19 protein-coding genes are annotated in these 23,381 nt (G+C 38.5%); 12 read left to right on the top strand and 7 right to left on the bottom strand.

Annotated features, from left to right (window positions below; all coding sequences use genetic code 11):
• Positions 1-90: 90 nt before the first annotated feature.
• A complete protein-coding gene (lipA, locus tag BMX11_RS17040; RefSeq protein ID WP_090886453.1) occupies positions 91-984 on the bottom strand; it encodes a lipoyl synthase in 894 nt (297 codons plus the stop codon).
• 82 nt (positions 985-1,066) lie between these two features.
• Entirely contained in the window at positions 1,067-1,495 is a 429-nt protein-coding gene (locus BMX11_RS17045; protein WP_090886455.1) for a GNAT family N-acetyltransferase, read from the bottom strand.
• Positions 1,496-1,768: 273 nt separating this feature from the next.
• Here BMX11_RS17045 and BMX11_RS17050 point away from each other — a divergent pair, with 273 nt between their 5' ends.
• Positions 1,769-3,292 (top strand): malate:quinone oxidoreductase, encoded by a 1,524-nt coding sequence (locus BMX11_RS17050; RefSeq protein ID WP_090886457.1) that lies wholly within the window; start codon positions 1,769-1,771, stop codon positions 3,290-3,292.
• 355 nt (positions 3,293-3,647) lie between these two features.
• Here the strand turns inward: BMX11_RS17050 and ytxJ are convergent, their stop codons facing one another.
• The 4 genes from ytxJ to BMX11_RS17070 form a co-directional block, all read right to left on the bottom strand.
• Positions 3,648-3,980, bottom strand: coding sequence for a bacillithiol system redox-active protein YtxJ (ytxJ, locus tag BMX11_RS17055; protein ID WP_090886459.1), 333 nt, complete (start codon positions 3,978-3,980; stop codon positions 3,648-3,650).
• A gap of 318 nt (positions 3,981-4,298) precedes the next feature.
• The gene (ribH, locus tag BMX11_RS17060; RefSeq protein WP_090886461.1) at positions 4,299-4,790 is read right to left on the bottom strand and encodes a 6,7-dimethyl-8-ribityllumazine synthase; all 492 of its coding nucleotides are present in this window, start codon (positions 4,788-4,790) and stop codon (positions 4,299-4,301) included.
• Between the two features lie 66 nt (positions 4,791-4,856).
• Positions 4,857-5,531, bottom strand: coding sequence for a LytR/AlgR family response regulator transcription factor (locus tag BMX11_RS17065; RefSeq protein ID WP_090886463.1), 675 nt, complete (start codon positions 5,529-5,531; stop codon positions 4,857-4,859).
• A gap of 71 nt (positions 5,532-5,602) precedes the next feature.
• On the bottom strand, positions 5,603-7,111 hold the full coding sequence (locus BMX11_RS17070; protein WP_217643864.1) for a sensor histidine kinase: 1,509 nt from the start codon (positions 7,109-7,111) through the stop codon (positions 5,603-5,605).
• A gap of 848 nt (positions 7,112-7,959) precedes the next feature.
• Here BMX11_RS17070 and BMX11_RS17075 point away from each other — a divergent pair.
• The 9 genes from BMX11_RS17075 to BMX11_RS17120 all read left to right on the top strand — a co-directional run bounded on the left by BMX11_RS17075 (position 7,960) and on the right by BMX11_RS17120 (position 21,038).
• A complete protein-coding gene (locus tag BMX11_RS17075) occupies positions 7,960-8,307 on the top strand; it encodes a Spx/MgsR family RNA polymerase-binding regulatory protein (protein WP_090886465.1) in 348 nt (115 codons plus the stop codon).
• A 69-nt stretch (positions 8,308-8,376) separates the two neighbouring features.
• Positions 8,377-9,117 (top strand): hypothetical protein, encoded by a 741-nt coding sequence (locus BMX11_RS17080; RefSeq protein ID WP_090886467.1) that lies wholly within the window; start codon positions 8,377-8,379, stop codon positions 9,115-9,117.
• 91 nt (positions 9,118-9,208) lie between these two features.
• Entirely contained in the window at positions 9,209-11,191 is a 1,983-nt protein-coding gene (locus BMX11_RS17085) for a M1 family metallopeptidase (protein WP_175474601.1), read from the top strand.
• Between the two features lie 106 nt (positions 11,192-11,297).
• Positions 11,298-11,705 (top strand): RidA family protein, encoded by a 408-nt coding sequence (locus BMX11_RS17090; RefSeq protein WP_090886471.1) that lies wholly within the window; start codon positions 11,298-11,300, stop codon positions 11,703-11,705.
• Between the two features lie 30 nt (positions 11,706-11,735).
• On the top strand, positions 11,736-11,957 hold the full coding sequence (locus BMX11_RS17095; RefSeq protein ID WP_090886473.1) for a VF530 family protein: 222 nt from the start codon (positions 11,736-11,738) through the stop codon (positions 11,955-11,957).
• A 154-nt stretch (positions 11,958-12,111) separates the two neighbouring features.
• Positions 12,112-14,925 carry a TonB-dependent receptor gene (locus BMX11_RS17100; RefSeq protein ID WP_090886476.1) on the top strand — a complete coding sequence of 938 codons (2,814 nt, stop codon included), beginning with the start codon at positions 12,112-12,114 and terminating at the stop codon, positions 14,923-14,925.
• A gap of 552 nt (positions 14,926-15,477) precedes the next feature.
• Complete coding sequence (locus tag BMX11_RS17110; protein WP_090886481.1) at positions 15,478-18,507, top strand: SusC/RagA family TonB-linked outer membrane protein; 3,030 nt, start codon at positions 15,478-15,480, stop codon at positions 18,505-18,507.
• 13 nt (positions 18,508-18,520) lie between these two features.
• Positions 18,521-20,023, top strand: a complete 1,503-nt coding sequence (locus tag BMX11_RS17115; RefSeq protein ID WP_175474602.1) for a RagB/SusD family nutrient uptake outer membrane protein — start codon at positions 18,521-18,523, stop codon at positions 20,021-20,023.
• 10 nt (positions 20,024-20,033) lie between these two features.
• Complete coding sequence (locus BMX11_RS17120; protein ID WP_090886485.1) at positions 20,034-21,038, top strand: discoidin domain-containing protein; 1,005 nt, start codon at positions 20,034-20,036, stop codon at positions 21,036-21,038.
• A 70-nt stretch (positions 21,039-21,108) separates the two neighbouring features.
• Here BMX11_RS17120 and BMX11_RS17125 read toward each other — a convergent pair whose 3' ends face one another.
• Positions 21,109-22,032, bottom strand: coding sequence for a DUF6438 domain-containing protein (locus tag BMX11_RS17125; RefSeq protein ID WP_139180212.1), 924 nt, complete (start codon positions 22,030-22,032; stop codon positions 21,109-21,111).
• 409 nt (positions 22,033-22,441) lie between these two features.
• Here BMX11_RS17125 and rpsL point away from each other — a divergent pair, with 409 nt between their 5' ends.
• The gene (rpsL, locus tag BMX11_RS17135) at positions 22,442-22,855 is read left to right on the top strand and encodes a 30S ribosomal protein S12 (RefSeq protein WP_010599925.1); all 414 of its coding nucleotides are present in this window, start codon (positions 22,442-22,444) and stop codon (positions 22,853-22,855) included.
• A gap of 17 nt (positions 22,856-22,872) precedes the next feature.
• Positions 22,873-23,340, top strand: a complete 468-nt coding sequence (gene rpsG / locus BMX11_RS17140; protein WP_029278632.1) for a 30S ribosomal protein S7 — start codon at positions 22,873-22,875, stop codon at positions 23,338-23,340.
• Positions 23,341-23,381: the final 41 nt, after the last annotated feature.

The following is a 23,381-nucleotide window of genomic DNA, read 5'->3' on the forward strand; positions in this document are numbered from 1 at the left end:
TCATTTAACTATTATAAGCTATTGAAGAAATATAAGTTGGACAAGTTAGGCCACAAGCCTCATAACCCGCAACCCAAAAATCACAACTCCTTACGCGATTCCGTCAATCGGGAAAAGGTGTTTTTCTGCATGATAAGAAGAACGTACAAGCGGTCCGCTTTCTACATATTTCAAACCTTTAGCTAAACCAACTTCTTTATACATGGCAAAAGTATCCGGGTGAATCCAGTCTACTACCGGATGGTGATTGGGGGTTGGTTGTAAGTACTGACCTAAGGTTAAAATATGAACACCATTGGCTACTAAATCATCCATTGCCTCGAAAATATCTTCTTCAGTTTCCCCTAAGCCGAGCATGATACCCGTTTTGGTTCTTAAGCCGAATTCAGAAATTCTTTTTAAAGCCTCTAAGCTTCTGTCATATTTAGCTTGAATACGTACCTGTCTGGTTAAGCGCTTAACGGTTTCCATGTTGTGTGAAACCACTTCTGGTCTCTCTTCCAAAACACGGTATAAATTATCCCACTGACCTTTGAAATCGGGGATTAAAGTTTCTAACGTAGTAATTGGACTTTCGCGACGAATAGCCTGCAGCGTTTCAGCCCAGATAATTGATCCACCATCTTTCAAGTCATCGCGATCTACAGAAGTGATTACACAATGCTTAACCCCCATCAGTTTAACTGAGTTGGCCACACGGTTAGGTTCATCAAGGTCTACAGCCAGGGGTCTGCCTGTAGCCACAGCGCAAAATGAACAACTTCTGGTGCAAATATTTCCCAATATCATGAAAGTTGCTGTTCCTGCCCCCCAGCACTCACCCATATTGGGGCAATTTCCGCTTTCGCAAATGGTGTGGAGCTTATGCGTATCAACCAAACTGCGCACTTGGGCATATTCTTTCCCAACAGGCAATTTAACACGTAACCAATCAGGTTTGCGTTTTACTTCGGTTACAGCAGGTACAACAGGTAAATCAATCATGCTACAAAGTTAAGCAATCCTCTTCAAAAGTTTTAACCTTAAAATGTTTGGATGTTGTAATGTTTTGCCAGGTCATTTATCATCAGCTTTTCATCTCAAATACCTTTTGGGTTTTAGATAGGCTAAATCCCGCTTTTTGATAGAACACGTGGCTATCCTCACGAATAATATTGCACCTCACCTTTATGGTTTGAATATCAAAGTTTTTTGCCCAATCCATCACTTCCTTAATGAGATTTTTACCAATTTGTTTATTCCGGTGGTTGATATCTACTACTAAGCCTGCAATTTCAACAAAAGGATCTGACTCTATTCTCAGGGTATGAAATGCATGAATCCATCCAACAACCTGCCGATCAATAAGCGCAACAAAGGCGCAATTACCAGGCGTAGCCAGCAGTATTTTAATTCTTTTGATGATTTTACCGCTATTGGATGGGTATCCCAATTGCTCCGTGAGCTGGGTAATGGCATCAGAATCACCTAGCCCCATTTTTCTAATTTCGATCATTTTACCGGGTTTATTTGATTGACATCATCCTAAGTGTTAACGAAAATAGCTGAAATCTGTATTATTCTAAATACCAATCGCTTTTTTCTAATGTTACCTTAATGTCTTTTTGGCATTTTTAACGTCTAATTAAGAGGTTTGGTTCCAACTTTGCTAATCGTTGGTCAAAATCATAAAAGATTTTTTAATTTTTTGCAATTTTTTCAAGTTTTTTAGCCGAAAATTAGCATCCTTTTTAAATTCGTTCTAAATTTGTAACTCCTTTAAGATAAGATGACAAAAAAGAAAAAGACAGTTGGTAAAACTGACGCAGATGTAATTTTGATAGGGGCGGGCATCATGAGTGCTACCCTCGGAGTTTTGTTAAAAGAACTAGAGCCTAACTTAAGTATTGAGATTTACGAACGCCTTGACATTGCAGCAGCAGAAAGTTCTGATGCCTGGAACAATGCAGGGACAGGTCACTCGGCTTTTTGTGAGTTAAATTATACTCCCGAAAAGAAGGATGGTACAATCGAAACCAAGAAGGCGGTTCAGATTGCCGAACATTTCGAGGTCTCCAAGCAGTTTTGGTCTTATCTTGTTGAAAAGGGGTTGATTTCCGATCCGGAGAACTTCATTCGTAAAATTCCGCATATGAGTTTCGTATGGGGCAAAAAGAATGTGGATTATCTTAAAAAGCGCTACGATGCTTTGCAGAAATGCGATCTTTTTGCAGAAATGCAGTACACAGAAGATATAGAAACCGTGGCGCAATGGGCTCCGTTAATTATGGATGGGCGTAAGAAAAGTGATAAGGTTGCGGCCACCAAAATGGATCTTGGAACAGATGTGAATTTCGGTTCGCTAACCCGCGACATGTTTAATAACCTAAAGGAACAAAGCAACGTAAATCTTTTCTTTAACCATGAAATTCGTGATTTGAAGAAAAATAATGATGGCAACTGGGTTGTTAAAGTTAAAGATTTAGAAACGAAGGATAAACGTAAGCGTGTAGCTAAGTTTGTTTTTATTGGTGCAGGAGGAGGTTCTCTTCCATTGTTAGAAAAATCTGATATTCCGGAAGGTAAAGGTTTTGGCGGTTTCCCGGTTAGCGGTCAATGGCTGAAATGTACCAACGAGGAAATTATTAAGAAACACCACGCCAAGGTATACGGTAAGGCTGCGGTAGGTGCTCCTCCAATGTCGGTACCTCACTTAGATACCCGAATGATTAATGGTAAGCAAGCTTTATTATTTGGGCCGTATGCAGGTTTTTCGACTAAGTTTTTAAAGAACGGATCTTTTCTTGATTTACCCAAATCGATTAAATTTAATAATATCCGCCCGATGATTTCTGCGGGATTACATAACCTCGATCTTACGAAATATTTGATTGAGCAAGTAAGACAATCGCCGGAAGATAGATTAGCAGCATTAAAAGAATATTTGCCAACAGCAGAGTTAAAGGATTGGGAGTTGGAATATGCCGGGCAAAGGGTACAAGTAATTAAAAAGGACGAGAAAAAAGGTGGTATTCTTGAATTTGGTACAGAGGTAGTAAATGCAGGTGATGGTTCTATCGCAGCACTTTTAGGCGCTTCGCCAGGTGCATCTACAGCCGTTTCAATTATGTTGGAATTACTTACCCGTTGTTTTAAGGAAGATTTAGAAACTCCAGAGTGGCAAGCGAAGATTAAGGAAATGATCCCTACTTATGGCAAAGCTTTAGCAAATGATAGCCAACTTTGTAAGGAAACCAGAACCAGAACTTCCAGAGTACTTAAAATAGATGTTGATAAGGCGGTTGAAGTATAAAAGTTATTGAATTATTGAATGAGAGAGTGAGAGAATGCTGGTGCAATCGCTAGCAAACATTCACTCATTCAAACTTCACTCATTTGAAATAATTATAGAATGCTGGTGCAATCGCTAGGAAACATTCAGTCATTCACTCATTCAAAATTCACTCATTTGAAATAATTATAGAATGCAGGTGCGATCGCTAGGAAACATTCACTCATTGATTCATTCCAAATCACTCATTTGAAATAATTATAGAATGCTGCTGCAATCGCTAGGAAACATTCACTCATTGATTCATTCAAAATTCACTCATTAAACAAAAAAGGGATGCAAATTTTGCATCCCCTTTTTGTTTTATATTGTCATATTATGCTGCAATTACTTCTGCTACTTCTTCTGCAGAAATATCGCTATGTGAAGCTTCTAAAATGCAATCGCCATTCTTGATCAATAAAATCTGTGGCGACTGGTGTGCAACTTGAAAAACTTCCGCTATTTGATTAGAAATATCTCTGTAGCTAATCAAATCCAGAAAATAAAGTTTAGTATCTGCAGGAATTACCTCCCAGTTAAATTCGAAGTTGCGTTTTGCCATCATGCTAATAGAGCATCTGGTGCTGTGTTTGAAAATAAGGCTGAAGCCATTGTCGGCCTTAATCTCATCTAGTTGCGCTATGGAAGTTAAATTAACCCAAGTCATATTCTTTAATATTGTTATATAGGCTTAACACTCACAGAAATATAAAGTTCTGCAAATGACCTAAAAATGAAAATCCGGAATCGTTTTTGGTTAGTTTCTTCTGCGTTTTCCCTCTGGATATGAACCGTATGCAGGGCAAAGTTTAGAAGAGCAAGATTCTAAAATGGTAATGGTGCAAAACACCGCCAAAAGTAAGATGGCTATTTTTTTCATCTGATATTTATGTTTTTATTATTGGCTTACCTTTGTAAAAGTAGGTTTCACCTGTAAACATGAATTTAAACCCCTAAGTTACAAATACTTTATTAAAACACAAGGCTAAATATTTGCAGCAAAATCGGCCATTTTAATTGCAGTAATAGCGGCCTCATCTCCTTTATTGCCATGTTTACCTCCGGCTCTGTCTTGCGCCTGCTCCAGGTTATTGGTTGTTAAAACACCGAAAATAACTGGTTTGCTATATTTAATGCCCACGTTAGTTAAGCCCTGAGCTACAGCATCACAGATAAAATCGAAGTGCTTGGTATCTCCCTGAATTACACAGCCTAAACAGATCACACCATCTAAATCACTTCTTTTGCTTAATAAAATTTCAGCACCGCCGGTTAATTCAAAACTGCCGGGAACAGGTAGTGAAATGATATTCTCCTCTTTTACACCATTGTTTAAGAGTGTTTTTAGTGCGCCATTGTAAAGTGCACCAGTAATTTCTGCATTCCATTCGGCAACAATAATCCCGAATTTAAAGTTTGCTCCACTAGGAACAGTAGTGTGTGAGAAATCAGAAAGATTTTTTAATTGTGTTGACATGGAGCAAAGATAGTTGTATGTGTTTAATGTTGAAAGGGCTGAATGTTTAAATGTTGTAAGTTTTAATCAGGTAAGTTGTATTCCGGTATAGGTCGCTCCAATAGGGATGATCTTATCTGATATCCAGATTTGGTTGCGGTCATATTTGGTTATTTTGTTCTTGGCTACAATAAATGCCCTGTGGCAGCGAACGAAATTATTTTTAGGCAATAAGGCAGCCAAATCATTAATCGTAATTCTTGAACTTAATAACTTATCTTTTAATTGAATCTGGGTGTAATTACCTGAAGCCTCCACATATAAAATATCGGCTAATTCTACTTTTACCTGTTCATAACCATCTTTAATGAAGATGTATTCACTTTTAGCTTCCTGGAATTGGTTACGAAGATGATAGAGCTCCTGGGCCTTATTGCAGGCCTTCAAAAAGCGGGAAAGTGAAAAGGGCTTTAATAAATAATCAACGGCATCCAACTCAAAACTCTGTACCGCATGTTCGGTGTAGGCCGTAGTAAAAATGACCATGGGTGGATTGCTCAAACTTTTTAAGAAATCGATCCCGCTAATATCGGGCATTTTGATATCTAAAAAGATCAGATCAACTTTGTTTTGCTGAAGAAAGGTAATGGCATCGAATGCATTATTGAAGGTATTTAATAACTCAATAAAAGGCACTTTTGAGGCGTGTGATTTGATAATCTCAAGTGCAATCGGTTCATCATCTACAGCAATGGCAATCATTATTTTCGATATTAGGCATAGGCTTCTCCTTTAGATCCGCCAGTGCCCTAAAGTAATAAAAATCTCTGTTGTTAATCCAGTTGTAAAGTCAAATGGATAAAAAACTCATTGGCACTTTCCCTGATAATCAGTTCATGTTTGCCGTAATAGAGCAACGAAAGCCGTTGTTTTACGTTTTCTAATCCAATACCACTTTTTAATTTTTCCGGATCGTTGTCTGATTTAATGTAGATGCTGTTGCTTACATCAAAGTAAAGGGTACTTTCTTTGGTTTGTAGCGTAATTTTAATGTATGAAGGTTGTTGTAAACTGATTCCGTGTTTAAAGGCATTTTCAATAAATGGAATTAGCAGCATGGGCGTAATTTGAAGATTGTTCAGTTGCTCTTCAATATGGGTGTCTATCCGAATATCTGCAGAACGGGAAGTACGAAGTTTTTGCAGATCGATGTAATTGTTAAGGTATTCTACTTCTCTGGTTAAAGAAATTTTATCGAGGGTATTTTCATGCAGCATAAAGCGCATCATATCGCCAAGTTTTTGTATGCCTTCTCCCGTTCTTTCCGCATTTTCTTGCAGCGCAGTACCAAACAGTGTATTTAAGGCATTGAACAGGAAATGTGGATTGATCTGTGATTTTAAGAAGTTGAGGTTCGCATCCGATTTGCCTAACTCCGTTTTGAGCATCTGGATTTCAGTGAGTTTTTCAAATTTGTGTTTATAGATATACCAGGCTAAAGGCGTGGTAATACAAATCATGCTAATGCCAGTCAGTATCAAAGTAATCGGAACAGCTTCTCCTCCTCTCATAAAGGACACTGTGGCTAACGTAAGTAATAACGTAATGATAATGGCAATGCCCACATTACCCCAGAAATAGCGGCCAAATCCTTTAAAGTTCTTGCGCAGATTTGGGATAATAAAGTAAATGGAATAGAATGCTAAAAGGATGTTCGCAGGTGGTGCAATTAACCAGAAAACTAAAATATCCCAATCAAAACGAGCAGAAAGTACTGCACCGAAAATCATGAAGGTAATTAACCAGATCCTTGTTACAGTGAAAATTTCAGGTATAATGTTTTGTGTATGATTTTTAAGGAAATTGATTTTATGTAAAAGCTCCAGTCCTCTTTCATTAAAGTAGGCATAAGCATTGAATAGCATATATAAGAAGAATATGTAAGTAAAAGCTTCACCAAAAAAGATGTCGTATGCCTGGTCTAAGCTATCATATTCTAATAAACGGTAAGCCTGTGAATAGGTATTGGCAACCATCCACGTTACTATGGAAATAAAGGTTACAACTACTGTGAGGAATATATTTAAGGCTACATTATTTCGTTTGGCCAGCTGAGGCATGAAGCAAAAATTGAAAAGTAAGAAGCTGATGTATAAAATGCTGATTTTGAAAAGCTCAGGCAAAAAATAGTTCTTGATTACACTGTAATCTAAAGCGCTTGTACTAAACTGGTAATCATTTGATGATCCATAAGTTGTTTGCGAACAGATCCCGATTAATGATAAAATGTATAAAGTAGTAGAGATCCAGAATTCGAGCTGGTTGATGTTTCTTGTTTTCATTTCGCTAATTATCATGCTGCAATTTTACAAAGCTTAAATTAAAGGATATTTAAAATGTGATAAATGGGGCAAAAAATGTGATGAATGAGGGGGGTGTAAGATGTTGGGATGGAAGATGGTGCTGATTTCCTTTCTGGTTGTAGCGTCTCCAATGCTATTAACTTAAGGAGAAAACTAAAATGGATTGTCATCCTGAGCCTGTCGAAGGGCAATCTATTTTAGTTTTCTCCTTATTAGGAAGGTCTTCGACAGGCTCAGACAGGATAGGGTTTAGCTTAACTTAATAGCATTGGTAGCGTCTCGCTACGACCTAATTTTTTAATCTATCGGTTGCTATCCCTACCAACCGGAATAATTTTCCTCTCTAGTTGTAGCGTCTCGCTACAGTACGGCAACTGGTGTGATGCATTACCTGTTTTCTTCTATAGTTCGATAATTTTTCACCATTTAAGGCATGTAAGATCATTGTAATAAAAAGGGCAGTTATGTTTGAACGGGAGGTAGCATGATGCACAATCCCCCTGCGGTCGTCATGTCCTCGCAGGAGGGAATCTTAATGCGACTTTAGGGATATGAAAATGTTATTGGTTTTGATTTGACTCATAGCTTTCATTCCTTTTCATTCAGAAGAGGATTGTATTTTTCCTGCCTCAATGTTGGTTTTAGTACGGTGTGGTTAAATAAGCTATGCTTATGTTTTCTTATATGGCTTATATGGTAAGAATTATTTCGTATTACCCTCTCCAGTTCTAGCGTCTCGCTACGACCGTAATAATTCTCGTTCCTTGTATCATTCCTAATCTTTACCTTTGGATTTACATTTTTAGACATCGCAACACTTTATTAAAATGACAGTTTACGGCATACCCAATTGCAATACAGTTAAAAAGGCACTCGATTGGTTGAAGGAAAACCAGATTACATACGAATTTCACGATTTTAAAAAGAAGGGAATTACTGCAGAGAAGCTCAATGAATGGTCGGCCAGGTTTGGTTGGGAAACGGTGCTCAACAGAAAAGGATTAACCTGGAAAAAACTTTCTAAAGAGGAACAAGCGGCTATTCAAACGCAAGAGGCGGCAGTGAATTACCTGATTAATAATACAAGCGCCATTAAGCGTCCAATAATTGAAAAGAACGATCAGGCCATCCTAATAGGATTTGATGATGACAATTACGCTAAAACACTTGCCTAATTCTATTGTTTTTATGTTAAAGTTTGTTAAAAGCAGGCTTTGAGAATTTAACTCACTTACTTTTGAATTATGTATAAGCTGATCATCATCCTCTTTTTTGCCCTCCCCTTAGGCGCATTTGCACAAACAGTATCTACAGGTATAGTTTACGACTATTCAAAAAAAACATTAACTCTACCGGGTGTGGTGGTTAAAAACCTGAGTACGCAGAAAACGGTATTGAGCAACAGTACAGGTAAATTCACTATTCCTGCAAAGATTGGAGATCTACTCGAGTTTTCTTTAATGGGTTACCATACCGATACTCTCTATCTGAGTAATTTACTAGCCAGGGCAATTTACCTGCCGGTAAAAAGTACAAACTTGAAGGATGTGGATATTCAGGGAGTAAAAATCAACAAAGAAGTGGCAAATGCTGCTGATCCGCTGGCAGAAAAATATACCTTATTAAGCACAGGAGGAAATTTGGGAAGAAAACGCATGACCGACAAAGTAGGGGGATTGGGACTGAATTTAGGATACGGGAAATACAAGCGTCAGCAACGAAAAGAGGCCGATTTGGAAGAAAGAGAACAATATTTAGAAGAGATTGATGAGAATTTCAGTGAAAAGAACATCACTGAGTTGACCAAACTGGAAGGAGAGGATTTGAAGCATTTTATGATCATCTATCGCCCTTCAGTAGAACAGGTAAAGGCCGAACGACCATATCGGTATACCTATTATATATCAAGGGCATATGTAGCCTGGCAAAAGTTAACCCCTCAGCAGCGAAAGTTGCAAGACCTGCCAAAACTTAAAGCGAATTAATCATTATTCAAATAGTAACATTATAAGCACAAACTCAACAGTTTGTGCTTATTTTTTATATTTACGGTTCAATAGAACAAACTTATTAAACATGAAAGTAAACAGATTGATTGCACTGTGCTTAACCTGCTGTGCATTTGATTTTTCAACAAATGCTCAGCAAACCAGCTCAGCACCCGCAAGTAACTATAATGCCGCCGAAGCCTTTGGACCTTTATTTTATACGCAGAACGGTAACGAATTTCGTTCGGCAATTGGTTCTCCTGGCCCTAAGTACTGGCAAAACAGAGTAGATTATAACATTACCGCCAGCTTAGATGAAGCTAAAAATACGGTTACGGGAACAGTTACCCTTACTTATAAAAATAATAGTCCTGATAAATTGCCTTATTTATGGCTTCAACTGGATCAGAATACCTTTAAGAAAACTTCTCGTGGTTATGCCATTACCCCTGCACGTAGCCGTTATGGAGCGCAGGGTGAGAATTTTGAAGGTGGTTATACCATTAGCAACATTAGTGTAGTACAAAAAGCTGCCGCCGTTAAATTCAGCTCTTTGGTGGAAGATACGCGTATGCAAATACGTTTAGACCAGCCTATTGCTGCTGGTGGTGAAGTGGTTACCATTAAAATGGATTATTCTTACGTCGTACCTAAAGAAGGGTCGGATAGAACAGGTCACTTAACTACTAAAAACGGTGAAATTTTTGCCATTGCACAATGGTTCCCACGCATGTGTGTGTATGATGATGTGATTGGTTGGAATACCTTGCCTTATTGGGGCGGAGGCGAGTTCTACTGTGAGTATGGTGACATCAATTTCGCCATTACTGCACCGGCAAGCCATATTGTGATGGGTTCTGGAGAGCTGTTAAATCCGCAGGAAGTTTTCACTGCTGAGCAATTGAAAAGATGGAACGAAGCAAAAAATAGCGACAAAACGATTCATATCCGTAGCGAAGCTGAAGTTACTGATCCTAAATCAAGACCAGCAAAAGATAAGTTAACCTGGAAATTCAAGATCTTAAATGCGCGTGATGCAGCCTGGGCTTCATCTAAATCTTTCGTGCTTGATGCGGCCAGATTTAACCTGCCAAGCGGAAAAAAAGGATTAGCAGTTTCAGCGCACCCGGTAGAAAGTAATGGTGCAGATGGTTATGGGCGTGGAGTTGAATATGTTAAAAGTACTATCGAACATTATTCTAGCAAATGGTTTGAATATCCATACCCAATGGCCGTAAATGTGGCCGCTAATATTGGTGGTATGGAATATCCAGGTATTGTTTTCTGTGGCTGGAAAGCTAAAAATGGAAGCGCCTGGGGAGTAATTGATCACGAATTTGGTCATACCTGGTTCCCAATGATTGTAGGTTCTAACGAACGTAAATATGGCTGGATGGATGAAGGTTTTAATACTTTTATCAATGGTATTTCGTCAGAAAATTTCAATAATGGCGAGTATAAACAACGCCCCACAGATATGCATGCTATTGGCAAGCAGGTAATTGGTAATCCACGTTTTGAAAATATCATGCAAATGCCTGATGAAATGATGGAAGCTAATATTGGTGTTAACCTTTATTCAAAGCCAGGATGGGGATTAGATATTTTAAGAGAGCAGGTTCTGGGTCAAGACCGTTTCGATTATGCTTTCCGTCAATACATTAAAAACTGGGCATTTAAACATCCAACGCCTTTTGATTTTTTCCGTTCTATGGAGAATGCAGCAGGAGAGGATCTTGCCTGGTTCTGGAGAAGTTGGTTCTTAAACAGTTGGAAAATGGATCAGGCCATTGGCAATGTACAACCGATCAAATCCAATGGAACCACTATCGGTTATGCCATTCAGGTGCTTAATTTGGAGAAAATGCCTATGCCGATTATCCTTCAGGTAAAAACCAAAAGTGGTAAAACAGAAATTGTAAAGGTTCCGGTTGATGCCTGGATGAAAGGCAATACCTGGGTAGTACGCTATCCTACTACAGAGGAAGTTGTTTCAGTAACTTTAGATCCAAATAAAGTACTTCCTGATTCAAATGCCGATAATAATACCTGGACTGCTTCAGGAAATTAAGCATTAAAATATTTTAAAGGAAGCCATTTGAATTACATGTTCAAATGGCTTTTTTTATGGCAAAGTACCGACTGTTTTCAGCCCGTCTTCGGTTATGTTTGCAAGTATGGAAACCGAAAACTTACAAATAACAAATCCTGAGGGGATATATGATCCACGGCCACACGGTTATTCGCACCTGGCCAGTATTAGTCCAAATTCGAAATTGGTTTATGTAGCCGGACAGGGTGGGAGTAAAACCGATGGACTATTAAGCAACGATTTCAGAACCCAGGTACAAATTGTTTTCGATAATATCGCTATTGCATTAAGAAGTGAGGGGTTGGAAATGAAACACATTGCTAAGCTAACTACGTTGGTGGTAGATTATGATGAGGCTAAGCATGAAGTGCTTATTGAAGAATCTAACAAAATCTGGCCAGATCTTAAATTTCCGGTAAATACATTGATTCCGGTCCAGCGCCTGGCCTTAACAGGTATGTTAATAGAAATCGATGCCACGGCGGTTGCTTAAAAAACAGAATAAATCTACTAACTTCGCAACATGGCCGAGCAGCAGAAAAACAACCCCCTACATGGTATAACCCTCGAAAAAATAGTAACTGATCTGCAGGTACATTACGGATGGTCGGAGTTGGGGTATATGCTCAGATTCGAATGTTTCATCAATAATCCAAGCATTAAATCCAGCTTAAAGTTTTTACGCAAAACACCCTGGGCCCGTAAAAAGGTAGAAGATTTATTCTTGAGTACTTTTCATAAATAAGCAACTCATCCTAGTTTGCTATTTCTGGTTAACTGCTATTTATTTAGAAAAAAATATCCTCAGGTTGTTACTTTTTCAAATTTGTAGTGTCTTATTGGAGTAACTATTGATCAAAAGATCAAAACCATCAAACCAACAAGAACATCTACTTACTATGAAAACCTACTTATTGATTATCCTGTGCATTTTATCTACGAAGACCTTCGCACAACTTCCTCATGTTACTGGAAAGGTTCTGGAGCGCAAAAATGGATTACCACTTGAATACGCCGGAGTGATCCTATCCAGTAAAAAAGATTCTACCAAAAGGGTTGGGCTTGTTACCAATAAAGCTGGAGAATTTATTTTTAAGGATGTTGCTAATGGAGATTATCAGATTAAGATATCTGTTTTAGGGTATTTATCCCTCAGTAAAAATATAAGTGTATCGGGTAAAGCACTCTCGCTGGGAACATTTAAGTTAGAAGAAGATGCCATTAACTTGAAGGATGTTGCAGTTAAGGCCAGATATGCTACAGCTACCGTAAAAAAGGATACCATAGAATTTAATGCAGATGCTTATAAAACTAAACCCAATGCTGCGGTTGAAGACCTAATCAAAAAGCTTCCCGGTGTAACGGTTGATAAAGATGGAAGTATTTTAGTAGGGGGGCAAAAGGTTACCCGATTAACAGTAGATGGAAAGGATTTTTTTGGAACTGATCCAAAAACCGCGACCAAGAACCTTCCTGCAGATGCAATTGCCAAAGTACAACTCATTGATAGTAAAACCTTAGAGGCAAAGGCAACAGGCATTGATGATGGACAACGAGAAAAAGTACTGAACCTCACCATTAAGGAAGACAAGAAAAAAGGTTGGTTCGGCAATGCCAGTTTATCTGGGGGAACTACCGATAAATATGGTAGTTATTTAAGTGCGAATCATTTTAATAAGAATTTGCAGTTTGCGGTGCTCGGAATGAGCAATAATACCAATGATGCCAGTTTTGGATATGATGATTTAAATAGCTTTAGCAGCGGAAACATCGGGAATATTTTTGCACCTCCTGCCGGCGGAAGCTTCTCTATTAACGTTAACAATGGCAAAACAACGGTAGGAGGAAGTGGAGTGTTTGATAATAATGCTATTGGTCTGTACACTACACATAGCGGTGGTGTTAACTACAGTAACTCCTGGGGTAAGAATAATAAGCTGAGCCTGAGTGGAAGTTATTTTACCTATTTCTCATCGGGTTTAGGGAATAAATTATCAAATATTCAGGATTTAAGTTCTGGCGATATTCTGAGAACTCTGGACAATACAGACCGCAACAGCGATAACCAGGCACACCGTTTTAATTTTAAGGCAGAGTACCATCCGGATTCATTAACTGATATTACTTTCAGACCAAATGTAATTTTAAATAATACCACCAATATTAATAACCGCTCTTTTAATTCTTTCTTTGACGGGACAGGAAAAACCAACGATGGAAGTCAATATTATAACCAGCATAACTTTAGCCCCTCCTTGTTCGGAGAGTTTAGTGTACTTCGAAGGATGGCCAACAAGAAAGGTTCAATCTCTTTGAGACTTAACGGCACTCAAAATACTTATAACTCGGATTGGCTTAACAGATCATTGTTAAACCAGTATACGAATGGTACGCCAACGGCCACAAACATTAACCAGGAAGCCAACCAGGAGAATGCCTCGAAAACCTATACTTTGAATGCCAGTTACGCCAGGCCACTCAGTGCGAAATGGAGTTCTAATTTAGGATATACTTACAACAGGAGTTTGGTTAACGCAGCTCAGGCCACTTTTGATTATAATGCAACTACAGGTAGCTATGATGTTATTGTACCTAACTTAACCAATACCTTTGATAGCCAGAATTACCTGAGTGCTGCGGGTTTAGGTTTTATTTTTACGGGTAAAGATTGGACATACAACTTTGGGGTAAATCTTCAGCAAACAGGTTTAAATGCCAATACATTTGATACAGGTGGAGCCAACATCAACCAAATGGAGAAGACCTATTATAATTTATTACCCCGGCTGATGATTAACTTTAAAAATAAGGCCAATCAAACTTTAGCCATTAATTATAGAGCCAGCGTAAATCTGCCGGCAGTTACCGATTTGCAGCCTGTGCAGAATAATACCAATCCATTATATCAAAGAGAGGGTAATCCTGATTTGGAAGCCAGGAAAAATCATCGGATTTCTGTGAATTTTAATACTTTCAGTCCTGACAATAACCGGTATTGGAATGGATATTTCCTTTATAACTTAGCCTTTGATGATACCGGAAATAACATTAGATACGATAAAGGGGTGCAGTACGTGCGGCCCGTTAATGTGGGTGGCAACTATTTTTTAAGGGCCGGTACGTTCTTTGGTATGCCTGCAAAGTTAAAAGGCCTGAGGACGAATTATGGTGTTAACTTTTTCGCTGAGCACCGCACTAGCTTTATCAGCGATGAGAAGAACATTACCAATAGATTTGAGGTTGGCCCAAATATTAACTGGAGTTATGATGTAGATGATAAATTTAATGCTGATGTTTATGCCTATGTTGCCTATACCAAGGTAAATAATTCATTAGAAACAGCGGTTGATAATCGATATTTCACCCTTTCGAATAGTTTAAATATAAGTTACGAGTTTATTAAAGATTTACGGATAGAAGCAGATTTAGATCATATTGGCTCCGCAGGGAGAGCGGATGGCTTTAACAGTAATTACTTTTTATTAAATGCAGGCATTAATAAATATATTATGCAAAGGCAGGTAACGCTAAGTTTAAAAGGTTTTGATATTTTAAATCAAAATACAAGCATCGATAGAATTATTAACAGCAGTCGTATCGAAGATGTGAGGTATAATAACATCACCCGCTATTTTTATCTTTCATTAAATTACAAACTCAGTAAAGTTGGTGCAAAGAACGAAAGGAGCAATCCACGAAATACCGTGAACTAATAAACGCTAGCTTTTAAATTAACAGAAACCTGGGATATTAAAAATTACCAGGTTTTTTTGTGCCTTATGAAAGGGTTTGAAAGCCAGGATTGTCTTTGTTTTTAGCCAATTTCAACGCAAACGTTTGTTGAAAATCTAACTTCGGTGATCATCCTGCTTCTATCACTTAAATAGTGAAGTTTTTTGTATGATAAATCAGCATAAATTCTATATCCTACATCGAAGGTCCTTTTCTCCACTCCAGCAAAAAGTCGAAACGCCAGTAAATTGCTTAAAAGGCCTTTTTTAGCCAAACAAATTAATTTTTTGAGCAAACGTTTGCGTGGTCTTTTTCAAATTTTTGATGAATTGATGCTCTAATTTAGTTTAAAATTAATTCGCCCTCCACACTTAATCAGGCTTAACTCATCCGCTATCGCAATCTATTTAACCATCGATAGTTGGCTGGTTGTCTTGCCTGAATAAGGGTTTAAGAAAACTGATTGCCAATGACGTAAAGCGAAACATTATCAAAACTAAGACTAACAACTAACTTAAACTAAATCTAAGAACATGAATATTAAGTATTTAATATTTTTGGGTGCAGCAACCTTGCTAGGCGCAAATAAGAGCTATGCGCTAACACCCGACAATCCGCTAAAAAAGAATAATGCACAGAGTCTGATCAGTTCAAAATTAGCAGACAAAAATCTCATCAACAGCTTTGCTGATATTACCGTAAAGGGGAAAATTACCGATAGTGCGGGTCCTGTTCCAGGTGCCTCTATAACACTAAAATCAAACCCGAGTATAGGTACATCAACCGATGGATCAGGGAATTTTGTCATTACGGTTCCTGCAGATGGTATTTTGGTGATCAAATCCATTGGCTATAAAACGCTGGAGGTTCCGGTACAAAATAAAACCAGTATTAATATAAAACTGGAAGAAGAGAATAACAGCCTGTCTGATGTTGTGGTAGTGGGCTATTCTTCTAAAAAACAAGGAGAACTTTCGAGTTCCGTTACCGTACTCTCTGCCGAAAAACTCAAAGGTGTAGCTACGAATGATGTGGTAAACATGATTCAGGGTAAAGCACCTGGTGTAGTGGTTTCCTCAGGTTCTGGAGATCCAACTTCGGCCCCTAAAATTAATATCAGGGGTATAAGCAGTATTAATGGTGGTACGGCACCATTATTAGTTGTAGATGGAAACATTCTTGGCGCATACGGAAGCGAAGGAGCCACCTATAGCCCTAATGATGTTGAATCGGTAACCATTTTAAAGGATGCTGCGGCAACCGGGCTTTATGGCTCCAGGGCTGGTAGTGGAGTAATTATTGTAACCACTAAATCTGGAAAGGCAGGAGAATCTAAGATCGAATTTAATTCAGTTGTCGGGTTTAATACCCCATCCAATGGTAAATTTCATTTGATGGATAGCCAGCAATTGTACGATTATCAAAAAACTTTCTCTAATCCTAATCCATCTGTATTGAATACCAATACCAACTGGTGGGATTTGGCAACCAGAACCGGAATGACTCAAAATTATACGGTATCCGCCTCTGGTGGTTCTGAGAAGATGAAATATTATATCTCCGGAAATTACTACCGGGAGCAAGGTACGGTAGTGAACAATGATAAAAATGCCTACAACCTGAGGGCAAATTTAAACGGACAGCTTACACCAAAACTTAAGCTAAGCTTATTGCTTAATGGTGTGTTTACGAAAGACAATTATCAAACAGGTAATACATTGGGTGATGCTTATTTAAACTTACCCTATGATCCTGCCTATAATCCAGATGGAACACCGGTAGATCCGAGGATTACACCAACATGGCTTGGACGGGATATAGAAAACTTTCTGCACTCCACTCAATATAACTTCTCCAATGCCAGAAGTTTAAATTTAAGTGCAGATTTAAACTTAGATTATAACATCGCTAAACACCTTACTTTTTCGAGTTACAACCGGACAACCTTTTTTAATAGCTTCTCTGTAGATTATTACGATAAAAGAACTAAAGAGGGCGGTTCTACCAATGGTGCGCTTTATAATTCTACCGATTATAAAAACCGTTTGCTTAGCTCAAACCGCTTAAAGTATGAAAATAGTTTTGGTGCACACCACCTTACAGCATTGGCGGTAGGAGAGGCTGAAAAATCATACTATGACGTGGCGAGTTTAAATGGTAAAAATCTTCCTGCTGGTCGTCCGGTAATGTCAACCGCTACCGATATTATCAGTAATCCATCAGGAGGATTAAATGAATATAATTTCAGTAAGTATTTATCGCAGGTAGATTATGATTATGCAGGTAAGTATTTTGCCGTAGCTTCATTTGTACATGAAAACTCTTCCCGTTTTGGTTTAAATAATAGCGGAGGCGATTTCTATCAATTGGGCGCTTCATGGATTTTAAGTAATGAACAGTTTCTAAAAGGTATCAAGCCCATCAGCTTCTTAAAACTAAGAGCAAGTTATGGCACAACGGGAAATGCTGAAATTGGAGATTATCCCTCATTAGGCTTATACGCAATTGATGCTTCTGCAAGCTATGGAGGCGTACCGGGTGCTCGTCCTTCTCAAAAAGGTAATCCAGATTTAACATGGGAAAAGCAAAAAACGACAAACTTAGGCTTCGATATCGGCTTTTGGAACAGGATTGATTTAAGCGTAGATGTTTATGATAAACGTTCTAATGCACTCTTATTTCAAGTGCCTCTACCTTCAACAGAAGGATACTCCTACATTTTTCAAAACGTTGGTGCGCTGAAAAACCGAGGATTAGAATTTAATCTGACTACTAAAAACTTTACAGGTGAATTTACCTGGGAAACCAATTTGAATATGGCTTTTAACCGCAATACGATTTTGCAGTTAACCGATAATAAGGATGCTATTTCACCGGGGGGGTCTCAACCTAAAGCAATTGGGAGAGATATTTACGACTGGAAAATGCCTATCTGGGCAGGAGTAGATCCGAATAATGGCGACCCACTTTGGGAAAAAGTAATTGTTGATGCTGATGGTGTAGAACATATTGCCGTAACTAATACTTATGCACAGGCAACACGTCAATATACAGGAACTTCGGCCACGCCAAAATTTACAGGTGGCTTTACCAATACTTTTGGCTATAAAGGTCTTACCCTGAGTGCTTTTTTCAACTTCGTGTATGGAAACGAAATTTACAATAATAGCCGCGCATACTTTGATAACGATGGCTTGTATGAAAGCTATAACGCCATGGTATTGCAATCTGGGTGGAGCCGCTGGTCTAAAATCGGCGATGTAGCCACTCATCCAAAGCCAGTTTTAGGGGGGAATCACGATTCGAACCAACAGTCTTCTCGCTACCTGGAAGATGGAAGCTACATCCGTTTGCGTAACATCACTTTAGGCTACCAGATTCCTGCAAGCTGGTTAAGCAAGATCAAGATTAGCAGTGCCAGAATATTTGTTAGTGGCGATAACCTTTGGACTGCAACCAGGTTTACGGGGGTAGATCCTGAGGTAGATCTCAGTTCGGGTATATCAAGTTTCAAATACCCGATTAGTAAAAAAGTTTTGTTCGGAATAAATGTTGGTTTATAAGGAGGGGATTATCATGAAAAAAAATCAAATTAAAATATTCACATTGGCATTTGCTTTATTAATAAGTTTTAATGCTTGTAAAAAAGAAGTTAAACCTTCAACAGCTATCGATGACGAGTCGGCGCTAACCAATCCTGGCGATATTGAAACGGCAACAATAGGTACTTATGCTGTTTTAAGAAATGCCACTTATGTAAGAAGTGCCCATTTTTTAACCGAATATCAAGGCGATAATATTGCACAGGGACAGCCATCATCAGATGATTTATCACGTTGCTATCGGTATACCCACATTCCTACAGGAACACATGGTTCAAATTTCTGGAAACAAGCTTTTTACGTAATTGTTGCGGCAAATAAAATTATCGCTGCTATTCCTGATAATGCATCCGTAGAACTAAAGCAGTTAAAGGGAGAAAACCTTTTCTTAAAAGGGATGATGGAGTTTAACCTGGTAAGGGTTTTTGGAAGACCATATACCCAGGATAACGGGGCTAGTGCTGGTGTTCCTATTTTAAAGGAAGGAACCAATGATTCTGCCCCATCTCGTAAACCAGTTAAGGAAGTGTATGAAGCCGCTATTGCCGATTTGCTTAAGGCCGCAGATTTAATGACTGTAAGTAAACCAGATATATTCGCATCAAAAGAAGTTGCATATGCACTTTTATCCCGAATTTATTTAAACATGGGCGATAATGCCAATGCCATTAAATACGCCGATTTGGTCATTAATTCGGGCAGATACACCTTGTTACAAGGCACAGATTATTCTGGTTACTTCACCAAAATCCCTGAAGAAAACAAGGAAACCATATTTGCTATTCGCTATACCAAAACTGAAGATCAGGATTTTGGTGCCATTGGTTCTATGTACTACAGTGGTACCCCAGGAAGCTTGTCAACGCCAGGCCCGCAGGGAAGTACAGGTTACGCTGAAATTTATGCCTCTCAACAATATGTAGCAGAGCTGGATAAGAACCCTACAGATTTAAGGCACAGCTTTATTGCACCTTATAAAGTAAACGGTGTATTGCAAAATAACACGAAAATTGCGCCAAATGTACCGATGTACTATGTAACCAAATACAATTTGCAGGAGGGGATCGCTAATTTAAGTTCGCCGGTTTATTTGCGCCTGGCCGAAATGTATTTGAATAAAGCTGAGGCTTATGCGAAACAGGGTAACGGACAATTGGCCCTAGATAATGTTAACTTAATTAGAACCCGTGCCACCATACCTGCACTTACCTTAACGGGGATTGCTGCGGCAAACAAATCAGCTTTAGATGTAGTGTTGGAAGAACGCAGGTTGGAATTCGCTTTTGAAGGTCAGCGTGCTTATGATCTTTTTAGAAACAACAGGCCAATGGTGAGGAACTATCCGGGTACACATGCCCTTAATAATACACCAACAACCATTATTACCCAGACTATTTTGCCTACAGATGCCAGAGTGATATTCTATGTGCCACAGTATGAAATAGATAACAATAAAAATCTTAGCCAAAATCCTTAAACCAAAAGCAATGAAAAAAATAAAAATATATGCTGCAGCCTTGCTTTTTATGGGGGTAGCACTTACCGCTTGTAAAAAAGATAAGTCTGCCGAACTCAGCTCTAATTTGGAAGAGGTGGTGTTGGATAGAACCGGATGGACAGCAACAGCTTCCAGTCAGGAAGGTGCAAATACAGCCGCAATGGTTTTAGATGGCTATACCAATACTTATTGGAACAGTGCCACCGGACAAGCTTTTCCGCATTCATTAATAATAGATATGAAGCGCCAAACAGTAGTAACAAAGATAGGTTTAACTACAAAGCAGGCAGATCCGAAAGGCTTTACCAAATTTAGGTTGGAGGGGAGCAATGATGGAACAACTTTTACGAGCTTTGGCGAATTTACCTTGAATCCGGTCACTTACACAGAACAATCATTTACACTTTCTCCAGCCAGAAATGTGAGGTTTATTAAGCTGGTGGCTCTAGAAAAGGCAGCTACACAAACCGGAACGATTACGTTTTTGGCAGAGTTTAGCGCCACAGGATTACAGGAACGTAAACCACTTACGGATATAGCACTTAATAAAACCGGTTGGACGGCTACTGCATCCAGTCAGGTTAACTTCCCTGGAGATGAAACCAATTTGGCTGCCCATGTAGTGGATGTGATTTCGGCTAAAAGTCCAACAGCGCCTACTGTGCCATCTTTTTGGCAGGCCGATTATGATGTGCTCCACCCTTATCCGCATTGGATTCTAATTGATATGAAAACTGCAAGCCCATTAACTTACGTTGGTTTAAATGCACATACTGATCCGAAACAAGGTTTTAGCAAATTTTCAATTTCGGGCAGTACAGATGGTGTAAGCTTTACCAAATTAGGTGATGACAGAAACTTTAATGCCACAACCACTTTAGAGCAAAAGTTTGCGGTATCACCAACAGCTCCAATTCGATATGTGAAGATCACATTGCTCGAAGGTTCAAACTACCCTTGTTTGGCCAACTTCGAAGCTTATGTAAAACTTTAATTAAAGTTAATTTTCTGAAGCCTGCCGCTATAATAGTGGCAGGCTTTTTTGGTGATGTGGGAAACCATAATTAATAGGAGTTCCAGTTGGTGCCAATTTTTATCAATTTACTATAAACCGCACTTAAACCGAAGGTTCCCTGCTTGCCATAGTCGCTAATCTCCTTTACGGATTTGTCTTTAAAAGTGATTTTTATGGTTGCTGTTTGGTCATCGGTCCAACTTACTTCATAGTGGTCTTTTAAATTTTTAATATCTATATAGGTGATTAAATCTGCAATTTCTTCGAAAAATCTGGTTGGCAACTTTTTAGTTGACTTGCCTTTAAATTTGGTGTAATCAATTCCATCAAAATTTGCCAATCCACTTTCAAGCAGTTGGAGCGTAAAGGAGGGACAAGTGCCAAAACAGGTACTGGTGTATATTTCAATGGTAGCGATTTCAGATTTATTTTTGGGAGTTGGGTTGAACTCGATAAAATCACTGAATTTGAAAATTAAGGTATCTATAATGACGAGATCTTTATAGCTGAAAGGGATTTTGCTTTGTTCGTCTCTTTCTACTGCTTTATGGTAAACTTTAAGGTAGTTTTTTGAATTTATTTTTATTGGCTTTATAAAATCACAATTTTCAAACGAATTCTTAGAGAACCAGAAAAGTTTAAAGCTGTTGTTACCATCATCGATCAATGCAAATGACTTATAATTGTACCAATGGGCTACAAATAGAAGATCTGTCAAGCCGTCATTGGTAATGTCAATTTTTTCCCAGTTATTTATTTTCCATTGGCGGAATACCCCATTGCAATCCAGCGCCTTAGCTACCGAATCAGTAGGATAAATGTTAAATGAACCATTTTTAGCAAATTGTGGTTGTACCAGTTTTAGAAAGTCTTCAACCTCTTTGTCTGTTTTTAAATTATCTATCTGATTAGCGTATATCTGCTTACTGAAAAGCATTAGTAATAGAAAAAAGGTTGTGCAGTAAATTTTCATTGAGGCGTTTTTTTTATTAAAAATAGCAGTTTTGTTAGATAAATTTTAATCAAATCGATTTTCATTGCATTATAAACCCGATATACGCGTATGCCAATATTTTCTATTGGCAGCAGCATTAGCGGGACCAAACCCGGCCAAAGAATTACTGGACATGCTTTCCAAAAAAAAAAAGTATTTAGAATACCTTGTGGATCATCCTGGTGGTTTGAAAACTGAAAACTCAAAACCGAACTGCAACTCATTCTGTTGCAACCTGTAACCAAGAACTTCAAACTGAAAACTTTTTATCCTAACCCCTTGATTTTTAAAAAGAATTGTTCTACTTTTGCAGTCCGTTTCGTGGGCTTGCTATGCAGCAAGCTGTTTAACGGGAAAAATAAATAAAAAAGAAACATAAAAAGCAACAATGCCAACCATTCAACAATTAGTTAGAAAAGGTAGAGTAGCACTGGAGTTCAAGAGTAAGTCTCCAGCGTTGGACAGCTGTCCACAGCGAAGAGGAGTATGTACACGTGTATATACCACTACCCCTAAAAAACCAAACTCAGCAATGCGTAAAGTAGCCCGTGTTCGTTTAACAAACGGAAAAGAGGTGAATGCATACATCCCTGGTGAAGGTCATAACTTGCAAGAACACTCGATCGTTTTGATCCGTGGTGGTCGTGTTAAGGATTTACCGGGTGTACGTTACCACATCATTCGTGGTGCATTGGATACATCAGGTGTTGCTGGTCGTAACCAACGTCGTTCTAAATATGGTACTAAACGTCCTAAACCAGGTCAGGCAGCTGCTGCACCTGCAAAAGGCAAAAAGAAATAATCAGGAGGAAATAAGAAATGAGAAAGTCAAAACCAAAAAAGAGAATTATTCTTCCTGATCCAAAATTTAATGATGTTCAGGTAACTCGTTTTGTAAACAACATGATGTACGATGGAAAAAAATCTATCGCATATTCAATTTTTTACGATGCTGTTGAAATCGCTGAGAAAAAAGCTGGTGAAAACGGTTTAGAGATCTTTAAACGTGCTTTAACTAACATTATGCCTGCTGTAGAGGTTAAAAGCCGTCGTGTAGGTGGTGCTAACTTCCAGGTTCCAACTGAGGTTAGACCAGAGCGTAAAACAGCTTTAGGTATGAAATGGTTAATTTTATATGCTCGTAAACGTGGTGAAAAAACCATGAAAGAGAAATTAGCTGGTGAAATCGTAGCTGCTGCTAAAGGTGAAGGTGCTGCTGTTAAGAAGAAAGAAGATACGCACAAAATGGCTGAGGCTAACAAAGCGTTCTCTCACTTCAGATTCTAGTATAAAATGATTGAATTTTGAATGACTGAATAATTGAATGA

Origin of the sequence: Pedobacter rhizosphaerae (genome assembly GCF_900111155.1) — a bacterium.
In the GTDB taxonomy this organism is placed as follows: Bacteria; Bacteroidota; Bacteroidia; order Sphingobacteriales; family Sphingobacteriaceae; genus Pedobacter; species Pedobacter rhizosphaerae.

Bases quoted from the DNA above. Each gene is read 5' to 3' on its own strand.
- rpsG (WP_029278632.1), top strand. From the start codon at position 22,873: ATGAGAAAGTCAAAACCAAAAAAGAGAATTATTCTTCCTGATCCAAAA.
- rpsL (WP_010599925.1), top strand. From the start codon at position 22,442: ATGCCAACCATTCAACAATTAGTTAGAAAAGGTAGAGTAGCACTGGAG.
- lipA (WP_090886453.1), bottom strand. From the start codon at position 984: ATGATTGATTTACCTGTTGTACCTGCTGTAACCGAAGTAAAACGCAAA.
- ytxJ (WP_090886459.1), bottom strand. From the start codon at position 3,980: ATGACTTGGGTTAATTTAACTTCCATAGCGCAACTAGATGAGATTAAG.
- BMX11_RS17050 (WP_090886457.1), top strand. From the start codon at position 1,769: ATGACAAAAAAGAAAAAGACAGTTGGTAAAACTGACGCAGATGTAATT.
- ribH (WP_090886461.1), bottom strand. From the start codon at position 4,790: ATGTCAACACAATTAAAAAATCTTTCTGATTTCTCACACACTACTGTT.
- BMX11_RS17120 (WP_090886485.1), top strand. From the start codon at position 20,034: ATGAAAAAAATAAAAATATATGCTGCAGCCTTGCTTTTTATGGGGGTA.
- BMX11_RS17075 (WP_090886465.1), top strand. From the start codon at position 7,960: ATGACAGTTTACGGCATACCCAATTGCAATACAGTTAAAAAGGCACTC.
- BMX11_RS17045 (WP_090886455.1), bottom strand. From the start codon at position 1,495: ATGATCGAAATTAGAAAAATGGGGCTAGGTGATTCTGATGCCATTACC.
- BMX11_RS17070 (WP_217643864.1), bottom strand. From the start codon at position 7,111: ATGAAAACAAGAAACATCAACCAGCTCGAATTCTGGATCTCTACTACT.
- BMX11_RS17125 (WP_139180212.1), bottom strand. From the start codon at position 22,032: ATGAAAATTTACTGCACAACCTTTTTTCTATTACTAATGCTTTTCAGT.
- BMX11_RS17100 (WP_090886476.1), top strand. From the start codon at position 12,112: ATGAAAACCTACTTATTGATTATCCTGTGCATTTTATCTACGAAGACC.
- BMX11_RS17085 (WP_175474601.1), top strand. From the start codon at position 9,209: ATGAAAGTAAACAGATTGATTGCACTGTGCTTAACCTGCTGTGCATTT.
- BMX11_RS17090 (WP_090886471.1), top strand. From the start codon at position 11,298: ATGGAAACCGAAAACTTACAAATAACAAATCCTGAGGGGATATATGAT.
- BMX11_RS17080 (WP_090886467.1), top strand. From the start codon at position 8,377: ATGTATAAGCTGATCATCATCCTCTTTTTTGCCCTCCCCTTAGGCGCA.
- BMX11_RS17110 (WP_090886481.1), top strand. From the start codon at position 15,478: ATGAATATTAAGTATTTAATATTTTTGGGTGCAGCAACCTTGCTAGGC.
- BMX11_RS17065 (WP_090886463.1), bottom strand. From the start codon at position 5,531: ATGATTGCCATTGCTGTAGATGATGAACCGATTGCACTTGAGATTATC.
- BMX11_RS17115 (WP_175474602.1), top strand. From the start codon at position 18,521: ATGAAAAAAAATCAAATTAAAATATTCACATTGGCATTTGCTTTATTA.
- BMX11_RS17095 (WP_090886473.1), top strand. From the start codon at position 11,736: ATGGCCGAGCAGCAGAAAAACAACCCCCTACATGGTATAACCCTCGAA.